This window comes from Pararhizobium sp. (assembly GCF_035497515.1).
Lineage (GTDB): Bacteria > Pseudomonadota > Alphaproteobacteria > Rhizobiales > Rhizobiaceae > Pararhizobium.
Genome location: NZ_DATJDJ010000055.1, coordinates 1 through 19292, shown reverse-complemented (window position 1 = coordinate 19292; position 19292 = coordinate 1). Strand labels below are relative to the sequence as shown.

The 19292-nt window shown below is 62.9% G+C and carries 15 protein-coding genes; 6 read left to right on the top strand and 9 right to left on the bottom strand.

What is annotated here, in order from left to right; genetic code table 11:
- Nucleotides 1-37 precede the first annotated feature (37 nt).
- Nucleotides 38-1345 (top strand): ATP-dependent protease ATPase subunit HslU, encoded by a 1308-nt coding sequence (gene hslU / locus VL202_RS05935; RefSeq protein WP_325463220.1) that lies wholly within the window; start codon nt 38-40, stop codon nt 1343-1345.
- Nucleotides 1346-1717: 372 nt separating this feature from the next.
- The gene (locus tag VL202_RS05930; RefSeq protein ID WP_325463280.1) at nt 1718-2635 is read left to right on the top strand and encodes a DUF1402 family protein; all 918 of its coding nucleotides are present in this window, start codon (nt 1718-1720) and stop codon (nt 2633-2635) included.
- Between the two features lie 159 nt (nt 2636-2794).
- Here VL202_RS05930 and VL202_RS05925 read toward each other — a convergent pair whose 3' ends face one another.
- The gene (locus tag VL202_RS05925) at nt 2795-3412 is read right to left on the bottom strand and encodes a hypothetical protein (protein WP_325463219.1); all 618 of its coding nucleotides are present in this window, start codon (nt 3410-3412) and stop codon (nt 2795-2797) included.
- Between the two features lie 143 nt (nt 3413-3555).
- Between VL202_RS05925 and VL202_RS05920 the strand changes: the two genes are divergently transcribed.
- From VL202_RS05920 to VL202_RS05910, 3 genes are all read left to right on the top strand, one after another.
- Nucleotides 3556-5556: a hydantoinase/oxoprolinase family protein gene (locus VL202_RS05920; RefSeq protein WP_325463218.1), complete on the top strand. Its 2001-nt coding sequence runs from the start codon at nt 3556-3558 to the stop codon at nt 5554-5556.
- A gap of 110 nt (nt 5557-5666) precedes the next feature.
- Nucleotides 5667-7835: a malate synthase G gene (locus tag VL202_RS05915; RefSeq protein ID WP_325463217.1), complete on the top strand. Its 2169-nt coding sequence runs from the start codon at nt 5667-5669 to the stop codon at nt 7833-7835.
- Nucleotides 7836-7981: 146 nt separating this feature from the next.
- On the top strand, nt 7982-8242 hold the full coding sequence (locus tag VL202_RS05910) for an Atu4866 domain-containing protein (RefSeq protein WP_325463216.1): 261 nt from the start codon (nt 7982-7984) through the stop codon (nt 8240-8242).
- Nucleotides 8243-8313: 71 nt separating this feature from the next.
- On the opposite strand, the gene VL202_RS05905 is transcribed toward VL202_RS05910, so the two are convergent.
- Complete coding sequence (locus VL202_RS05905; RefSeq protein WP_325463215.1) at nt 8314-8976, bottom strand: L,D-transpeptidase; 663 nt, start codon at nt 8974-8976, stop codon at nt 8314-8316.
- 181 nt (nt 8977-9157) lie between these two features.
- Here VL202_RS05905 and VL202_RS05900 point away from each other — a divergent pair, with 181 nt between their 5' ends.
- Nucleotides 9158-9691, top strand: coding sequence for an MmcB family DNA repair protein (locus VL202_RS05900; RefSeq protein ID WP_325463214.1), 534 nt, complete (start codon nt 9158-9160; stop codon nt 9689-9691).
- Between the two features lie 9 nt (nt 9692-9700).
- Here the strand turns inward: VL202_RS05900 and VL202_RS05895 are convergent, their stop codons facing one another.
- The 7 genes from VL202_RS05895 to VL202_RS05865 all read right to left on the bottom strand — a co-directional run bounded on the left by VL202_RS05895 (nt 9701) and on the right by VL202_RS05865 (nt 18925).
- On the bottom strand, nt 9701-10267 hold the full coding sequence (locus VL202_RS05895; RefSeq protein WP_325463213.1) for an ActR/PrrA/RegA family redox response regulator transcription factor: 567 nt from the start codon (nt 10265-10267) through the stop codon (nt 9701-9703).
- A gap of 183 nt (nt 10268-10450) precedes the next feature.
- On the bottom strand, nt 10451-11770 hold the full coding sequence (locus tag VL202_RS05890; RefSeq protein ID WP_414692809.1) for an ActS/PrrB/RegB family redox-sensitive histidine kinase: 1320 nt from the start codon (nt 11768-11770) through the stop codon (nt 10451-10453).
- Nucleotides 11771-11786: 16 nt separating this feature from the next.
- Nucleotides 11787-14255, bottom strand: a complete 2469-nt coding sequence (gene hrpB, locus VL202_RS05885) for an ATP-dependent helicase HrpB (RefSeq protein ID WP_325463212.1) — start codon at nt 14253-14255, stop codon at nt 11787-11789.
- Nucleotides 14252-14911, bottom strand: coding sequence for an ATP-binding cassette domain-containing protein (locus VL202_RS05880; protein ID WP_325463211.1), 660 nt, complete (start codon nt 14909-14911; stop codon nt 14252-14254). Before VL202_RS05880 ends, hrpB begins: the two co-directional genes overlap by 4 nt.
- Nucleotides 14912-16582 (bottom strand): ABC transporter permease, encoded by a 1671-nt coding sequence (locus tag VL202_RS05875; protein WP_325463210.1) that lies wholly within the window; start codon nt 16580-16582, stop codon nt 14912-14914.
- 29 nt (nt 16583-16611) lie between these two features.
- Complete coding sequence (locus VL202_RS05870; protein WP_325463209.1) at nt 16612-17847, bottom strand: ABC transporter substrate-binding protein; 1236 nt, start codon at nt 17845-17847, stop codon at nt 16612-16614.
- Nucleotides 17848-17983: 136 nt separating this feature from the next.
- Nucleotides 17984-18925 (bottom strand): ornithine cyclodeaminase family protein, encoded by a 942-nt coding sequence (locus VL202_RS05865; RefSeq protein ID WP_325463208.1) that lies wholly within the window; start codon nt 18923-18925, stop codon nt 17984-17986.
- Between the last annotated feature and the right edge of the window lie 367 nt (nt 18926-19292).

Sequence of the window (19292 nt, the reverse complement as noted above, 5' to 3'; positions counted from 1 at the left end):
AGTCGATGTGTCATCGGCGCATTCTTGAAAGAAGACAATGACAACATTTTCACCCCGCGAAATCGTGTCGGAGCTGGATCGGTTCATTATCGGTCAGCATGACGCCAAGCGCGCCGTCGCGATTGCGCTGCGAAATCGCTGGCGCCGCCAGCAGCTCTCCGACGAGTTGCGCGACGAGGTCATGCCGAAAAACATCCTGATGATCGGCCCGACCGGCGTTGGCAAGACGGAAATTTCCCGGCGGCTGGCCAAGCTTGCCGGCGCGCCGTTCATCAAGGTCGAAGCGACGAAATTCACGGAAGTCGGCTATGTCGGCCGCGATGTCGAACAGATCATCCGTGACCTGGTCGAGGTCGGCATCGGCCTGGTGCGCGAAAAGAAGCGCGCCGACGTCAAGGCCAAGGCTCATCTGAACGCCGAAGAACGGGTGCTCGATGCGTTGGTCGGCGCCACCTCCTCGCCGGCGACCCGCGACAGCTTTCGCAAGAAGCTGCGCGCCAACGAACTGGATGACAAGGAGATCGACATCGAGATCGCCGACACGGCGACGCCCGGCGGCGGCTTCGAGATCCCCGGTATGCCGGGTGCCAATATCGGCGTTCTCAACCTGTCGGAAATGTTCGGCAAGGCCATGGGGCCGCGCACCAAGAAGGTCCGCACGACGGTCAAGGAAAGCTACGGCATCCTGATCAACGACGAATCCGACAAACTGCTCGACAATGAGGAGATCCAGCGCGAGGCCGTGCGTTCTGCTGAAAACGACGGTATCGTTTTCCTTGACGAGATCGACAAGATCGCCGCGCGCGATGGCGGCATGGGCGCCGGTGTGTCGCGTGAAGGCGTGCAACGCGACTTGCTGCCGCTGGTCGAGGGCACGACGGTTGCGACCAAATACGGCCCGGTGAAAACCGACCACATCCTGTTCATCGCCTCCGGCGCGTTCCATGTGTCGAAACCCTCCGATCTCCTGCCGGAACTGCAGGGCCGCCTGCCGATCCGCGTCGAGCTGAAGGCTCTGACCAAGGAGGATTTTCGCCGTATCCTCACCGAGACGGAAGTGAGCCTGATCCGCCAGTACAAGGCGCTTCTGGAAACCGAAGGTGTCGATCTCGACTTCACCGAGGATGCGCTGGACGCGCTCGCCGATGTTGCCGTCAAGCTCAACACCAGCGTCGAGAATATCGGCGCCCGGCGGTTGCAGACGGTGATGGAACGTGTGCTGGACGAAATCTCCTATGCTGCACCCGACAAGTCCGGTGAAGCACTGAAGATCGATGCGGACTATGTGCAAAAACATGTCGGCGATCTCGCCGCCAACACGGACCTGTCGCGGTATATTCTGTAAAGCGGATCAGGTGCGGGGCTTCCGGCTCCGCGCTACCCTCCAACTCCGTCATCCTCGGGCTTGACCCGAGGATCTGCGGGCTTCTGCCGTCACCATGACACCTATGGAAATAGGGTACCGAGATGGATCCTCGGGTCAAGCCCGAGGATGACGGAGTGTGGGATGGCGATTGGAATTCCAACGGCCAAGGCGTCACGGAAAGACCGTTTGGCGTGTCTGTATGTCGCCTTGCTGATCTTCCCAATCCGTGTTGTCTCCCGACCGCGCACGCGATAAGTGTTTGTCCGTGCTAGGCATCATTCCGACACGATTTTGCCGCATGTGTCCCGGCATTCAGTTCACAGGAAACAGATCGTGCGCTCCATCCTTTCGATGCTTCTCGTTGCGACAACGCTGTTGGTCTCGGGGCCTGCCCTGGCCGACGGGGTTCGCGTCATGCCGGAAGGAAATCATTTCCAGGATCAGCCGAACGTCCCCGGCGCTTCGGTTCGCCGCACCAAGGCGGGCAAGACGTCGTTCGATGCGAAGTATCAGAAGGTGCGCAATCTTCTGGCCAACGACCGCAAGCTGATGGGCAAGATTAAGTCGACGGCGCGGGCCTATGGTATCGATCCGATCCACATGATCGGCGCCATCGTCGGCGAACATACCTACAATGTCGATGCCTATGATCGGCTGCAGTCCTATTACGTCAAGGCCGCCGCCTATGCCGGCGACAGCTTCCGCTTCGGTTACGAGGACGAGACGGTCGCCCAGTTCGTGGCGCGCCCGGAATTTTCCAAATGCACGGCCAGGAAGAGTTCCTATGCGCTGTGGAGTTGCCGCGAAGGCGTCTGGGACAGCCAGTTTCGCGGCAACAATGTCGGCGGCGTGTCTTATCCCAACAACCGGTTCAGCGCCGTATTCTTCCAGCCGTTTTTCGCCGGCCAGACCTTCGGTCTCGGCCAGATCAATCCGCTGACGGCGCTGATGTTGACGGACATGGTCTCGCGCGTTTCCGGCTATGAGCGGCTGGACGAGAACGATGCCAGCGCCGTCTACAACGCGATCATGGACCCCGATCAGTCGCTCGCCTACATGGCGGCATCGATCCGTCATTCCATCGATGCGTACAAATCGATCGCCGGCGTGGACATTTCCAACAATCCGGGCATCACGGCGACGCTCTATAATGTCGGCAATCCCGATCAGCGCGCCGCCGCATTGAAGGGCAAGGGCGGCTGGCCGGAAGAGAATTATTACGGCTGGCTGGTCAACGACAAGCTCGCAGATCTTCAGGGCCTGCTCTGACGACAGTCCGGCGGCGAGGGTCGTGCGACGTCGTTTCCCTTTGAAGCCTGCCTGTCCGGCCCCATGTTTGCTGAAGCTCACCGAGCAAAGCGGGGCGCTTCCGGTTCGACATGACGCCGGATACAAAACCCTGGCCGGTACAGAGGTTGACGCCGCCGCCTAGGGGCGGGCTGCCGTTGAAGGTGTCGGCTCGCTGAAAGTCTTGCCCGGCGTTTCCGCCTGGACGCCACGGATCGGCGAATCGGCGGGCACCGGTTCCTGCATCTGCTTCTGCGGCTTCTTGATCGTCTTGATCGCTGCGCAGGTGGCGTCGCCGACGCCCTCGCAGGGCTTGTAGACGACGATCTCGCTGCCGGCGCCATCGTCCCAGACCGCCTGGATTGTCAGGGTCTTGGCTTCGCCTCCCGGAAGCGAGATGTAGATATACTTGTTGGTGCTGTCATCCGGCAGGTTGAACGGGATCTGCGGATTGCATTCACCGAGCGGAAAACGCTGGTCGAGTTCATCCGAATTGATCGAGTAACGGATTTCCGACAGCCGGCAATGCATCGTCTGCAGCGTGGTGAAATAGATCAGCTGCTTGTCGTCATAGTTCCGGAACTGAATCCAGCCGGTCGTCTTGTTGGCGTCGAGCATCGCCTTGTAGATCGCCACGTCGGGCAAAACCGGCTTGTATTCCTCCTCCTCCTCGGCCTCCTGCGCGAAAGCGGTCGCGGCAAGGGTCGGCCAGCCCAGAAAGGCCAGCATCAGCAAAAGCATGCGTGAGAAGCGGATCATGCGATGGTCCCCTGTTGCCTGCGCGTCGCGCAGCCGGAATTGTCGATGTCGGCGAAGCGATGGCCTTTCGCTGAGAGATGTCATATCACCTCATCCATATCCTTTGAAGCCGGGTTTGCGGCGCTGCCTGAATGGACGTTTCTGTGACTGACCATCTTCTTCTCGGTATCGATACCGGCGGAACCTATACCGATGCGGTTCTGTTCAGCGAAACGGCCGGAGTGGTCGCCAAGGCCAAGGCGTTGACGACGCGCCATGATCTGTCCGTCGGAATTGCCGGCGCGGTGGAGGCGGTGCTCACGCAGGCGAAAGTACCGGTGTCGGCCATCGGCCTCGTCTCCCTGTCGACGACGCTGGCGACCAACGCGCTGGTGGAAGGGCAGGGCGGACGCGCCGGTCTGGTGATGATCGGCTTTGGCCCGGAAGACCTGAAGCGCGACGGCTTGCAGGAGGCCTTAGGCTCCGATCCGGTCCTCTTCCTTCCCGGCGGCCACAATGTCCATGGCGGCGAAACGCTGCTCGACATGACGGCGCTCGACGAAGCCCTGCCGCAGCTCTCCACCCAGGTTTTCTCCTTTGCCATCGCCGGCTATTTCGCCGTGCGGAATCCGGCTCACGAACAGCGCGTCCGTGAGCGTATCCGGAACGTTTCGCATCTTCCAGTCACCTGCAGCCACGAACTGTCCTCCAAGCTCGGCGGCCCGCGCCGTGCCCTGACGACGCTGCTGAACGCCCGCCTCGTCTCGATGATCGACCGGCTGATCGGCGCCTGCGAAGGTTTCCTCAAGGCGCGCGGCATCGACGTGCCGATGATGGTGGTGCGTGGCGATGGCGCGCTGATTTCGGCAGCTGAAGCGCGGCTGCGGCCGATCGAGACAATCCTGTCCGGCCCCGCCGCCAGTCTCGTCGGCGCCCGCCACCTGACCGGCCTCGACAACGCCGTGGTTTCCGATATTGGCGGCACGACGACGGACGTGGCCGTGCTCGACCAGGGCAGGCCTAGGCTTGATGGCGAGGGCGCCGTGGTCGGCGGTTTCCGCACCATGGTCGAGGCCGTCGCCATGCGCACGTTCGGCCTTGGCGGTGATTCGGAGGTGCGCATCAACGATCGCGGCCTGAAGGCAGCGATCGATCTGGGCCCCCGCCGTTTCCTGCCGCTCAGTCTAGCGGCCGCACAGTACCCGGATGCAGTGATTTCGGTGCTCGAGCGCCAGTTGCGCACGGCCCATGTCGGCCGCCACGATGGCCGTTTCGCCGTGCGCACCGGCCTTCCCGATCACCTCGCCAACGGCCTGCAGCCGCAGGAGCAGGCACTTTACGAACGGATCGGCTCGGTCCCCGTTGCGCTCGAGGGCTTGCTGGCCAGCACGTTGCAGAAGGCGACGCTGGACAGGCTGGTATCGCGCGGTCTCGTGCATATCTGCGGCCTGACGCCGTCCGACGCCATGCACGTGCTGGGGCGGCAGGACCAATGGAGCACAGCGGCGGCCCGGCTGGGGGCGGAACTCGCGGCGCGCATTCGCGACGGATCCGGCCGGCCGATCGCTTCCTCGCCTGAAGAATTGTCGGAAATGGTCGTCGCGCGGCTGACCCGGCAGTCCGCCGAGGTCATTCTGTCCACCTGTCTCGCGGAGGATGGCGCGGCCATCGATCCCGCCGTGTCAGTCGCCGTCGATCGAGCCCTGAAGCGTGAAAAGGGCATTGTCGGTTTTTCGCTGGCTCTCGACCGACCGCTGGTTGGTCTAGGTGCTTCGGCGCCCGTCTATTATCCGGCCATCGCCGACATGCTGGGGGCCGAATCCCGCATTCCCGAGGAGGCCGGTGTGGCCAACGCGGTCGGCGCCGTGGTCGGCCAGGTGCGGGCTTCGGTCACCGTCTTCGTCACGGTGCCGGAGGAGGGTATCTTCATCGTCAACGGCGCCGGGCCGAGCAGTCGCTTCACCGACGAGGGACAAGCCTTCGCCCTTGCCCGCGAACGAGCGCAAACGGCGGCACTCCGGTCGGCGCAGGCCAACGGCGCGGATGAGCCGGTCGTGGTCATCCGCGAAGATGTCGATGCGCCGGAAATCGAGGGCACCCGCAAACTGGTCGAGGCACGCTTCACCGCCGTCGCCAGCGGCCGACCGCGCGTCGCCCACGACTGATCTTTTCGATTTTGGAAAGAATTCTTCGCATTTTCGCCGGATTGACTGGGGAAGAATCCGTGAGAGACTGCGCGTTTCCCCACTTTAAGCATTAATTCATGGAGTTGGTCATGGGCCGGATAGAAAAATACGGATTGGCAATCGATGCGGACCTGCACGATTTCCTCGTTGCCGAGGCATTGCCGGGAACGGGCGTCGATGCCAACGGCTTCTTTGCCGCCTTTTCGCAGATCGTCCATGACCTCGCGCCAAAGAACCGGACCCTGCTCGCCACGCGCGACGCACTGCAGGAAAAGCTGGATGCCTGGTATCGACAGAATGGCGCCCCCGTCGACATGACCGCCTACGAGGCGTTCCTGCGCGAGATCGGCTATCTCCTGCCGGAAGGGCCGGATTTTTCCGTCTCCACCAGCCATGTTGATCCTGAAATCGCCGTCATCGCCGGCCCGCAACTCGTCGTTCCCGTCATGAATGCGCGCTATGCGCTGAATGCGGCCAATGCCCGCTGGGGTTCGCTCTATAACGCGCTCTACGGCACCGATGCAATCAGCGATGATGGCGGCGCCGAAAAGGGCAAAGGTTACAATCCGGTTCGCGGCCAGAAGGTCATTGCCTGGGCGCGGGACTTCCTCGATGCGAGCGCGCCGCTTTCGAACGGCAGATGGAGCGACGTTACCGGCTTTGTTGTCACCGACGGCCGTCTGTCGATCTCGACCATATCCGGCGCCACGTCCCTTGCCGATGCCGGACAGTTCGCCGGCTATCGGGGCGATGCGCTTTCCCCCTCGCATCTGTTGCTCAGGAAGAACAACCTGCATATCGAGATCGTCATCAACGCCACGACGGCGACCGGCAAGGACGATCGCGCGCATATTTCCGACGTCATCCTTGAATCGGCCATCACCGCGATCATGGACTGCGAGGATTCGGTTGCCGCCGTCGATGCGCAGGACAAGATCCTCGTCTATCGCAACTGGCTCGGCCTGATGAAAGGCGATCTCGAGGAAGAGGTCAGCAAGGGCGGCAGGACCTTTACCCGCAAGCTCAATCCGGATTTCGCCTTTACCGCCCCGGATGGATCGGACCTGTCGCTGAAGGGCCGCGCCCTGATGCTGATTCGCAATGTCGGCCACCTGATGACCAATCCGGCCATCCTCGATCGCAATGGCAACGAGGTTCCGGAAGGCATCATGGATGCCATGATCACCGGCCTGATCGCGCTCTACGATATCGGCGAAAACGGCCGCCGGATGAATTCGCGCGAAGGCTCGATATATGTCGTCAAGCCGAAGATGCACGGCCCGGAAGAAGTTGCCTTCGCCTCGGAAATCTTCGGCCGCGTCGAGCAGGCGCTCGGCATGGCGCCGAATACGATGAAGATGGGCATCATGGACGAGGAGCGCCGCACCACGGTCAACCTCAAGGAATGCATCCGTGCCGCGAAGGCCCGCGTCGTCTTCATCAATACCGGCTTCCTCGACCGCACCGGCGATGAAATGCACACGTCGATGGAAGCGGGTCCGATGATTCGCAAGGGCGACATGAAGCAGGCGGCCTGGATCGCAGCCTATGAAAACTGGAATGTCGATATCGGTCTGGAATGCGGCCTGTCCGGCCATGCGCAGATCGGCAAGGGTATGTGGGCCATGCCGGACCTGATGGCGGCGATGCTCGAACAGAAGATCGCCCACCCGAAAGCCGGCGCCAACACCGCCTGGGTTCCGTCGCCGACGGCAGCAACACTGCATGCCACGCATTATCACAAGGTCGATGTCGCCTCGGTCCAGTCCGGCCTGAAGAGCCGCGCCCGGGCAAAGCTCTCCGACATCCTGTCGGTGCCGGTCGCCTCGCGTCCGAACTGGACGCCGGAAGAAATCCAGCGCGAGCTCGACAACAATGCCCAGGGCATCCTCGGTTATGTCGTCCGCTGGATCGACCAGGGCGTCGGCTGCTCCAAGGTTCCCGACATCAACAATATCGGCCTGATGGAAGACCGCGCCACGCTGCGCATCTCCGCCCAGCACATGGCCAACTGGCTTCATCACAAGGTCGTCTCGGAAGCACAGATCGTCGAAACGATGAAGCGCATGGCGGCGGTCGTCGATGGCCAGAATGCCGGGGATTCGGCCTATGTCCCGATGGCCGGCAATTTCGATGGCTCTATCGCCTTCCAGGCGGCACTCGAACTGGTGCTCAAGGGCCGCGAACAGCCGAACGGCTATACTGAACCGGTCCTGCATCGTCGCCGGCTGGAGTTGAAGGCAAGCCAGGCCGCCTGATGGCACCTGAGACTGCGGATCAGCCGATTCGGAGAATCAGGCAAGAACTTCGGAGCAATGATCTAACGCTCGCGATCTGTTGTAAAATAATCTTCTCCGCACACCAGCACCACCTTGGCGCTGGTTGGTTGAGCGGGAGAACGATCATGGCAACAGGCAATCATCCCTATATTGGCCATCCCTATATCGGTATGTGGGTCACCGCAGATGGCCATATCCGCCATGAATTGCTGCCAGGCGGCCGCTACGACGAGGCTCGGGGTAAGCGGAAAAGCGCCTATCAGGGGCATTACGTCATAACCGGCGATCATATCGATTATGTCGACGACACCGGTTTTACCGCCGATGGCGATTTCATCGAAGGCATCCTCTATCACGCAGGCATGGTTCTGCGGCGGGAATTATGACGCAGCCCGGAATCAAAAATCCCCGGCAGTGCCGGGGATTTGAAGGTGTCAGCCGAAGATCGGGCGTCGCGTTACTGCTGAACGATGACTCTTGTATTCTTGCCCGGACGGACGCGGGCGTAGAGGTCGATGATATCCTGGTTGATCATGCGGATGCAGCCGGAAGAAGCGGCGGTGCCGATCGAGGACCATTCCGGCGATCCGTGGATGCGGAACAGCGTGTCCTTGCCTTCATCGTTGAAGAGGTACATGGCGCGCGCGCCGAGCGGATTGCGCAGCCCAGGGCCCATGCCGTTTTCGACATATTGCGCCACGTCCGGCTTGCGGGCAGCCATTTCCTTCGGCGGATGCCAGGTTGGCCATTCCTGCTTCCAGGCGACGTAGGCGCGGCCTTCCCATGCGAAACCGGCCTTGCCGACGCCGATGCCGTACCGAACGGCCTTGCCGCGCGGGAGTACGAAATAGAGGAATCGATTCGGCGTATTGACGACGATCGTGCCCGGCTTTTCATCCGTCGCATAATCGACGATCTGGCGGTGGAAGCGCTCGTTGACCTTTTTGATCGGGATCGCCGGCAGCGCGTAACCGTGATCCTCGACCGGGCCGTAGCCGTCGGAGAAAATCTGGTTCGTCGCGACTTTTTCGCCGATGGGCGTGATCGGCGCCGTGGAGCAACTGGCCACGGCGAGGGTTGCCGCGAGGCTGCACAGCAGGAATACATTGCGGAGGCGCATGGGGATCTCTTAAAAGGAAGCTAAGAACATTTGGGTCGTTTCGACCATCAGTGATTATGGTTTATTTTCGATTAAGACCTTGATTGCAAGGGAATGCGTTGCAGCATCTTCGTGCCGCAGTCCAAATTCCAAGCGGATTGTTTTTTTGCAACAAAACCGGCTCTGTGCCAGAGTTTAATGCATGGCGATTCTCTCTATCCACAATGATAGTCCCCTGATCGACGGACGACAGTCGCAGCGCGCGCTGATGGTGCGTCGCGGTGTGCAGCGATTCTTGCATGAAATGCGCCATGCGGTGCTGCCGGAGCTGACACTGTCGAGCGGACGGCGGGCGGATCTGATCTCGATCTCCCCCAAGGGCGATATCTGGATCGTCGAGATCAAGACCTCGATCGAGGATTTCCGGGTCGACCGGAAATGGCCGGATTACCGGATGCATTCCGACCGGCTGTTCTTTGCGACGCACAATGGCGTGCCGCTCGACATCTTTCCGCAAGAGTGCGGGCTGCTTTTATCCGACGGCTATGACGCGGAGATGATCCGCGACGCGTCGGAACACCGGCTTGCCGCTCCGATGCGCAAATCGGTTTCGCTGAATTTCGCCCGCGTCGCGGCGCAGCGGCTGATGCTGGCCGAATGGTCCGCCGATCGCGCCGGCGACACGAGCCCGCCGATGCGCGAGATCGTGTCCGGTTCGCTCGACGGCGACGGTTAGATCGAAACCTTATTTGGGAGCGCGTTTCGCCAGGATGCGCTGCAGCGTGCGGCGGTGCATGTTGAGGCGCCGCGCCGTTTCGGAGACATTGCGCTCGCACATTTCATAGACGCGCTGGATATGTTCCCAGCGGACGCGATCGGCCGACATCGGGTTTTCCGGTGGTTCGGCGCGTTCGCCGGCACGCTGGACAAGGGCTGCGAAAATGTCGTCGGCATCGGCGGGTTTGGCGAGATAGTCGACCGCGCCGAGTTTCACCGCGTTGACGGCGGTGGCGATATTGCCATAACCGGTCAGCATGATGATGCGGGTATCGTCGCGTCGGGCGCGGATCGCCTCGATCACGTCGAGGCCACTGCCGTCACCCAAACGCAGGTCGACGACTGCGTATTTCGGCGGCCGGGCCTTGGCCTTGGCGATACCTTCCGCGACCGATTCGGCGATATCGACGGCAAAGCCGCGTGTTTCCATGGCGCGGGCCAGGCGACGCAGGAAGGGCGCGTCGTCATCTACGATCAGGAGCGTGGTGTCCTGACCGATCAATGCGGCATCGGATTCGCTGAGTTTGTCCGTCATATCGTCATCCTTGAATGCAAGCCAGTTTTCCTGCTGATTCTATTTAGGGTCGCATACGGCCCGCGCGTCAAAAATGACGCGCAAAGGTCGCTGTAACACTTTCAATATGCTGCATGGTTTTATCCTTAAATCGATTCCGATTTAAGGAATTATGCAGCAGTCCCGGTTCAAAACGCCGTAAAATCATTTCCCCAGCTTAACATCCATCAGGATGCGCGGCCATTCCACGCTGACACGCGCGCCCGGCTTCTCCGGACCGCGATTTTCGAAGGTGAGCTTGGCGCCTGAACGCTCCAGCAGCGTCTTGGCGATGAACAGGCCAAGCCCGAGGCCGCCGGCGCTGTCGTCCTTCTGGCGCTTGGTCACATAGGGTTCGCCGATCCGGCTGAGAATATCCGGAGCGTAGCCGTCGCCATCGTCCTCGACCGTCACCGAAACGATCTCCGCCGTGTGGGTGACGGTGACCGTCACTTCCTTCTTGGCGTAATCGACGGCGTTTTCCAGAAGGTTGCCCAGGCCATAGAGAATGCCGGCATTGCGGTTGCCCACCGGTTCGCTCGCGCGGTTGCCCTGTTCGACCAGCCTGATCTGGATGCCGAATTCGCGATGTGGCGCCATCACCTCTTCGATCAGCGATGACAGCGGCAGATGCCGCATATGCGCCTCGTCTTCCGAAGACAGCGTCGTCAGCCGGCGCAGGATATCACGGCAGCGTTCGCTCTGGCTGCGCAGCAGATGCACGTCTTCGCCGAATCGCGGGTCGTCACCGAGTTCCCGCTCCATTTCCTTGGCCACGACGCTGATGGTGGCAAGCGGCGTGCCGAGTTCATGCGCGGCGGCGGCGGCAAGGCCGTCGAGCTGCGACAGGTGCTTTTCACGCTGCAGGACCAGTTCCGTCGCGGCGAGCGCTTCCGACAGTTCGCTGGCTTCCAGCGAAACGCGGTAGGTATAGAAGGCAGCAAAGACCGTGGTCGCGACGATGGCGAACCAGAAGCCAGCGGTGAGCACCGAGGGTACCAGCAGGACCACGCCCGGATACCAGGGGAGCGGGAAGGGCGAGAAGGCGAGCGCCGTGATGCCGATCAGGGCAAGGCTGGCAAGCGCGATGCTGTGCCATTTCGGCTGCGAGGTCGAGGAAATGATGACCGGCACGCAGACAAGCGGCGCGAAGGGGTTGGAAAGCCCGCCGGTGATGAACAGCAAGGCCGTCAATTGGGCAAGATCGATGCCAAGAAGCGCGAAGGCCGCCGGCGGCTGCAACCGGTGCGTCGGCGGATAGCGGATGGTGAGATAGGCGTTTACCCAGGCGAGGAAGGCGATCAGCAAGCAGCAGGCGATCAGCGGCAGCGGAAACCGCAGCCAGAAGGCGACGATGACCACCGCGATCGACTGGCCGCCGACGGCGAGCCAGCGCAGGCGGACAATGGTTTGCAGGCGCAGGACCCGACTTGTCGTTGATTCGTCCGCCTCGAGTGCTGCCGTATTCATCCGGAGTCCAGTCATGCTGCTCATCGTCTTGTCATGTACCACGCGGTTTTGCCCGTGTCGTCGGGGCGGCGGTGGCTGGATCCTCGGGCCAGGGATGACGTGGGTAACGGCCGCGCATGTCGGCGCGCACATCCTTCCATGAACCGGCCCAGAAACCCGGCAGGTCACGCGTCGTCTGGATCGGTTTGTGGCCGGGCGATATCAGCTCCAGAAGCAGCGGCAAGCGCCCGCCGCCAATGGCCGGATGGGTCTTCAGCCCGAACAGTTCCTGGACGCGAATCGACAGGACCGGCTCGTCGCCGTCGTAGCGGATCGGATGCCGCTGGCCGGTCGGCGCCTCGAAATGCGTCGGCGCAAGGCGGGAAAGATCACGCGAGACCGCATGCGGCACCAGCGCCTGCAGGCCTTCCGACAGACTGCCCGGATTGATGTCGTCGAGGCCGCGCGCCTCGCCCTGGAAGGGAATGAACCAGTCGCCCATCAGGCTCAGCAGGGTTTCGTCCGACATGTCCGGCCACGGCTCGCCGATGGTCCGGTGGAGAAAGCCGATCCGGTCGCGCAGTTGCGTCGCTTCCTTGGAAAAGGGCAGCACGGCAAGACCAAGCTGGCGTACACCCTCGGCCAACGCCTGCGCGGCCGGCTCGCCTTTCGGCCTGGGCAGCGGCGATTCCTCAAAGATGATGGCGTCGAGCCGGGTGACCCGCCGGGCGCGGACCTGCCGGCTCGGCCGGTCGAAAAAGGTCTGGTCTTCCCGCACGATCGCCTGCGGCATATGTGCCTCGACATCGGGGCGGGAGATTTCGGCCGCCGCGAGAATGCGCTGCCCGCCGGCGCGTCCGGTGAGGTCGGCGATGACCAGCATCGTGCTGCCCGCCAGCCGCTCGGTGTCCGGCAATTCCGCACCACGGCCATTGGCCATGACGAAACGCCCACGCCCGCCCCGCTGCAGCGCGATTCGGTCCGGAAAGGCCTGCATTAAAAGAACGCCCGGCTGCACCGGATCGCTGGATCGCATCCCGGAATTCAGGGATTTCGCCATGCGCCGGGAAAGCCCGCGCGAGGCTTCGGCCCGATCGCCGCGCTCCGTCTTGAAGCGGCGAAGCCGATCCTCAAGATCGATGCTGTTTCCGCCGAGCCCCTGTTCAGTGAGGAGAACGGCAAGAAGGCAGGCCTCTTCCGCTTGACCGTCTTCGGCCGCCGATACGGCCATCGCGGCGAGACGAGGCGGCAATGCCAGCTGCCTGATCTGCTTGCCGCGTGCCGTCAGCGCGCCATTCGCGTCGATCGCTCCGAGCTGGAGAAGAAGCGTCTTTGCTTCCTGCCAGGTCGTTGCCGGCGGTGGATCGAGAAAGGCAAGGCCTGAGGGATCGCTGACCCCCCAATGGGCAAGATCGAGCACCAGCCCCGAAAGGTCGCTCGCCAGGATTTGCGGCGGCGTGAAGGCGGGCAGTGCCGCCGTCTGGCCCTGATGCCACAGGCGAATCGCGATGCCCGGCTCCGTTCGGCCGGCGCGTCCCGCCCGCTGGTCGGCTGAAGCGCGCGAGACCCGCACGGTTTCGAGCCGGGTAATGCCGGTCGATGCCTCGAAGGCCGGCAGCCGCTGCAGTCCGCTGTCGATAACGATGCGCACGCCGTCGATGGTGATCGAGGTCTCGGCGATCGAGGTCGCCAGCACGATCTTGCGGGTTCCCGCCGTGGCCGGCCGTATCGCCGCGTCCTGCTCCTTCTGGCCAAGATTGCCGAACAGCGGCGTGATCAGGGTGTCCGGCCCGAACCGGCCTTCAAGCCGCTCGGCGGTGCGGGTGATTTCTGCCTGTCCCGGCAGGAAGGCGAGGATCGAGCCCGTCTCCGTGCGGTGCGCGTCGATGATCGCGCGGGTCACCGCATCCTCGATCCGCTCGGCCGACGGCCGTTCCTGATAGCGCACATCCACCGGAAAGCTGCGGCCGAGGCTCTCGATCACCGGCGCATTGCCGAGCAACTGCTGGACGCGGCCAACGTCCAGCGTCGCCGACATCACGATCAGTTTCAAGTCATCGCGCAGGGCCTGCTGCACGTCGAGCGTCAGCGCCAGACCGAAATCGGCATCGAGCGAACGTTCATGAAATTCGTCGAACAAGACGGCAGCCACGCCCGGCAGTTCCGGGTCGTCGAGCAGCATGCGGGCAAAGACCCCCTCGGTCACCACCTCGATGCGTGTCCTGGCTGAAATCCGGCTATCGAGCCGCATGCGGTAGCCGACGGTTTCCCCGACGGTTTCTCCCAGCAGGCTCGCCATGCGGCTTGCGGCGGCGCGGGCCGCCAGCCGGCGCGGTTCGAGCAGGATGATCCGCCCATCGCCGCGCCAGTCCTGGTTCAAGAGAAACAGCGGCACCAGAGTGGTCTTGCCGGCGCCGGGCGGTGCCGAGAGAACCACGGCCAGTGTTTTCGCCAGGGCTTCGCCGAGCGCCGGTAAGATGGCGCGCACCGGCAGGTTCGGCAGGGTTTCGATCGCGCTCATGGCTCTGCCCCGATGGTCATCGTCTCGCCGCCCGCTGCCAATGCGTCCGACCGGTCATGCGTGACGAGCACGACGGGCAGTTTGAGGGCCTTCGCTCGGGTGAAGACGAGATCGCGAACCTGGTGCCGGAGATCGGTGTCCAGCTTTGAGAAAGGCTCGTCGAGCAGCAGGAAGCGCGGCGCCGACAGCAAGGTCCGCTGCAGCGCGACCCGTGCCTTCTGGCCGCCCGAAAGCGTTGCCGGATCCCGGTCGAAAAAGCCGGTGAGCTCGATTTCCACGAGCGCCTGTTCGACCAGCTGCCGCCGTTCACGCGCGCTGCGGACGGTGGAGGACAGGCCAAACAGCAGATTGTCGCCGACGGAAAGGTGCGGAAAGAGGAGCGCATCCTGGAAGAGCATGCCGGCGCCGCGTTTTTCGGCGGGAATGTCGGTCAGATCGCTGCCGTCGATCAGGATGTCTCCGGTGGCGGTGAAGGCGGGATCGAGAAAGCCGCCGAGAGTGGCGAGAAGCGCCGATTTGCCGGAGCCGGACGGCCCCATTACGGTCAGGATCTCGCCCGGACGAATGGTTGCCGACATTGAAAGCAGGGTCCTGCCGGCAAGGCCGATGGTCATCCGCCTGATTTGCAGGCCGTCTGTCTTGCCGTCGGGGGTCATTCAAATCCTCATTGCGCGCCGGTCGCGGAATAGCAAGTGCGGCGCCAGCGACGCAATCAGAAATCCGATAAGTGGCAGCAGCGCCTGCAGCAATGCATAAACGCCGATGATCCGCCGGTCACCGCCCGAGGACAAGGCTACGGCCTCTGTGGTGATGGTGGTAATCCGCCCGGCGCCGATCAACAGCGTCGGCAGGTAAAGCCCGACCGAAACCGAAAAGCCGACGGCAAAGGCGGTCAGCCAGGCACGCGTCAGCATCGGCAGGCGAATGCGCAGCAGGATTCGCCAGGGTCCGGCCCCGAGTGCCGCCGCGATCCGTTCGTAACGACGATCAAGCGCCTGCCAGGGCAGCGACAGGGAGAGAAAGGCATAGGGAGAGACGAAGATCAGGTGAACGAAAAGAAGAAGAGGGAAGGAAGCATCGAGTCCCAGCAGGAGACCGAGAATCTGGATGCCGAACAGGAAACAGATCTGCGGAACGATGAGAGGCAGATAGAGGACGAATTGGAAGACGCGGCTGCCGTGAAGCCGGTCCTGCCAGAGAAGTCCGATCGCCAGCAGAACGGCGATCGCGGCCGAGCCGATCGCCAGCGCCAGCGTCATCAGGATCGGCTCCGTGATCTGCGGCAAGGCCCGGATCCAGGGTTTCAAGGTCAGGCTCTGCGGCAGCACGGCCGGAAACGGCCAGAGGCCGGCGACCGACCAGAGGAGCAGGACCAGCAGGCCAAGGAAAATCGCGGCCGCCGACAGGGCTATGCCGGCGCAGGCTGCCCGGCGAATCAGACGATCATCGGTCTTTCGCCTGCCGGATATCGACATCTGCCTGAGAAGCGCGCCACCCGCCGCCTCGAACATCCGCCAGACGAGCATCGCGGCCAGCGTTACGCCGAGCTGCAGCAACGCGCCGGCCGAGGCGAGAAAACGCATGGTTAGGTCACTGTCCGCCATCCAGGCGGTTATGCGCACCGAAAGCGGCGCCGGCAGGCTCGGTCCCAGGATCATGGCCACGTCGACGACGGACGAGGCATAGGCGATGACAGCAAAGACCGGCAGGCGGATCTGCCGGTAGATCAGCGGCCAGGTCCCGATCAGGAAACCCCGAACCCGCCCATATCCAAGGCTTGCCACCAGCTGCCGCGTCTGGGTGAGGGGCACCTGCGGCAGGGCCGCCAGCGTCACCAGGAACAGGAAGGGCATTTCCTTGGCAACGAGCCCAGCCATCATCGTCAGCCCCAACGGGTCCCGCGGCACGAGCCAGTCCGGCGGGCTCGCAAATCCGGTCACTTCCGGCGAGACCAGGCGCAGGAAGAAGCCCGAGGGCGCGACGAGAAAGGCAAGCCCGAAGGCCGCGGCCGCATGGGGAACAGAAAGAAGCGGCGACACGAGATGCTGGATGCGCGAAAAGACCCGCGTTCCCGCATAACCGGCGACAAACAGCATGACCAAAACCAGCGACATCGCCGTCGTGACCAGGCCCGTCGTTAGGCTGACCAGCGCCGAACGCTTGAGATGCGGCTCGGCCATCAGCGCGCGCAACGGTTCTAGGCTTACCTGATCGCCGCCAAGCGCCGGCAGGTAGCCGAAAGCGGGGGCGATCGTGCCGGCAAGCCCGAACAGGACCGGCAGGCCGAGGCAGGCGAGAAGGATGCCGGACAGTGCGCGGCTTTTCATGTCCAGCCTCGTTCCGCGCACGGGCCCGGTCAGTTTGCCGCTCCATAGCGCTTGATCCATTCCGCTTCGATCCGGGTCATCCAGACCGGGTGCGGCTCGGGCAAAGCGGGGCCGAGCTGATCGGGCGAAAGCGTCGCGACGCCGAGATCGAGCGCCTGGAATGCCGCCCTGTCCGTGTCCGGCAATGCGGTCACGTCCAGCACCGTCGGATCGCCCCAGACCTTCGGATCCTGCTTTCGCACCTGCGCTTCCGGCGACAGCAGGAAATTGGCCAGCACCAGGGCGCCCGCCTTGGCCTTGGCATTGTAGGGAATGGCGACAAAATGCGTATTGCCCAGCGTGCCTCCGGAAAAGACGAAGGAACGCACGGTATCCGGCAGCTCGCCGGCGGCGATGCCGGCCGAAGCCTCGGTCGGATTGAAGGCGAAGACGATGTCGAGTTCGCCATCGGTCAGCTTCTGCTTCATGTCCGGATAGTTCTGCGGAAAGGCTTTACCCTTGCGCCAGAGCAATGGATGCAACTGGTCGAGATAGGCGAACAGCGGCGCCACGTCCTCTTTGAACGTCGCCTCGTCGACCGGCTTCTGCAGCTTCGCCGTGTCGGCGATCGTCTCGGCCAGCACTTGCTTCAGGAAGGTCGTTCCCATGAAATCCGGCGGCTGCGGATAGGAGAAACGGCCCGGATGCGCCTTTGCCCAGATAAGCAGCCCCGCGGCTGAATCAGGCAGCGCGCTGTTGTCCGTTCGGGCCTCGTCATGGAAGAAAACCAGCTTGGCCGCGCCCCACGGGCTTTCCAGCCCGTCGGTCGGGATGGTGAAGTCGGTGGTGATCGTCTGGTTGCGGATGTCGGCGAGCGGCCAGTTCGGCAGCCGCATTGCCCAGCCCGGCGAAAACAGCAGGCCTTGCCGCTTCATGGCGGCGAAATTCTCGCCATTGATCCAGATGAGATCGACTGAACCGTCGCTGTCACGGCCGGCGGCTTTCTCGGCAAGCACGGTCGCGACGGCCTTGGCCGTATCGTCGAGCTTGACCTGCACGATACTGACGCCGAATCGGGCCTTCACCGTGTCGCCCGCCCAGCGGATATAGGCGTTGATGGTCTCCGATCCGCCCCAGGCATTGAAATAGACAGTTTGCCCGCGCGCCTCGGCCAGCACCTGGTCCCATTTCGCCGCATCGGCGGCGCCGGCTGTGCTCAAACCGGAGAGCCCGGCCGGGATGGTGAGCAGCATTGCCGCCAACAGGCGCCGGATTGACGTGAACATGAGGCCTCCACCCGTGTCGAAAGAGCTCAAGCCTAAGCCCGGACTGCGATCCGTCAACGGGGTGCGCCGTCCTGCCCCATCACGATCCGGTGACGGCCGGCGTCACCTCGTAGTGGCGGCATCATCCTGTCAGATATCAGCCGCGTGCGGTCTCAAAGGCGAGGATCGCACCGGCGAGATCCTCGAGCGCCGCACCGACCGACTTGAACAGGGTGATTTCATTTGCCTGGGTGCGGCCGGCATGGCGCCCGCTCGCCAGCTCCGCCAGATCGGCTTGCAGGTCATTCGCCTGGATCAGCCCGGCCCGCAGCGGCTGTACGAGGTCGCCGCCTTCGCTCAGCGCGCCCTCGCGGGTATCGACGAAAAGGGTCGCGCGTTCCACCGCCCGGTCGTCGGATTCGCGCATGCTCGGTTTGAAGGCACCGACGAGATCGAGATGCGCGCCTTCCTTCAGCCAGTCGCCCCGGATCAGCGTCTCGGAAGACAGCGTTGCGCAGGAAATGATGTCGGCCTCGCGGGCGGCGGCCTCGATATCGGTCGCGACGGAAACAGTGACGCCGGGGATTTTGATCTCAGCCACGGTCGCGGCCGCCTTGCGCGGATCGCGCGCCCAGATCGACACGTCCTTGATGGGCCGCACCGAGGCATGCGCCTCGATCAGGTTCTGCGACAGCCGCCCGGCGCCGATCATCAGCATGCGCCGCGCATCCCTGGCGGCAAGATAGTCGGCGGCCAGCGCCGAGGCCGCCGCCGTGCGGCGCGCGGTCAGCTCGGCGCCGTCGAGAATGGCAAGCAGCTGGCCGGTCTTGCCGGAGGACAGCAGGTAACTGCCATGGATCGCCGGCAGGCCGCGATCGGTATTGCCCGGAAAGACCGAAACCATCTTGACGCCGATATAGGAACCCGGCTGCCATGCGGGCATCAAAAGCAGCGTTGCCGACGCTTCTTCAGGTACCGCGACATCATGATGATGCCGGACCGGCATTTCGCACCCATCCCGGAACATCTTTCGCAGGGCTTCGATCAGGCCCCCCCAGGGGAGCGCCGCGCGCGTTTCGGCTTCATTCAGAACCAGCATGTCTATCTCCAATGGTCTCAGGTGACCTGAGATTAGCAGGAGTTTTTCGCAGGGCAAAAGGACGGGATCATGTGATGTCATGAGGTGCGCGCATTACTCGTTTCCACGCTCAAGCACCCGGCTGCTGATTTTGACCATTTGGACAAGATTTTGGCGATTGAGGGGATCATTCTGGGGGGATTGGGGTGAATTCCGGGGTGATTTCGAAATATCTATTTTTTTTCAGTGACTTAGAAAAAAGATCATTTTTCTTGAAACTCGGTGTTGACTATGGCTGAGGGGTGGGACTATAAACCGCTCACCAACGAGGGCGGCGGCGCTGCTGGCGACCAACGAACTCGCTCTGGAGTTTCATAAGAGACTTGAG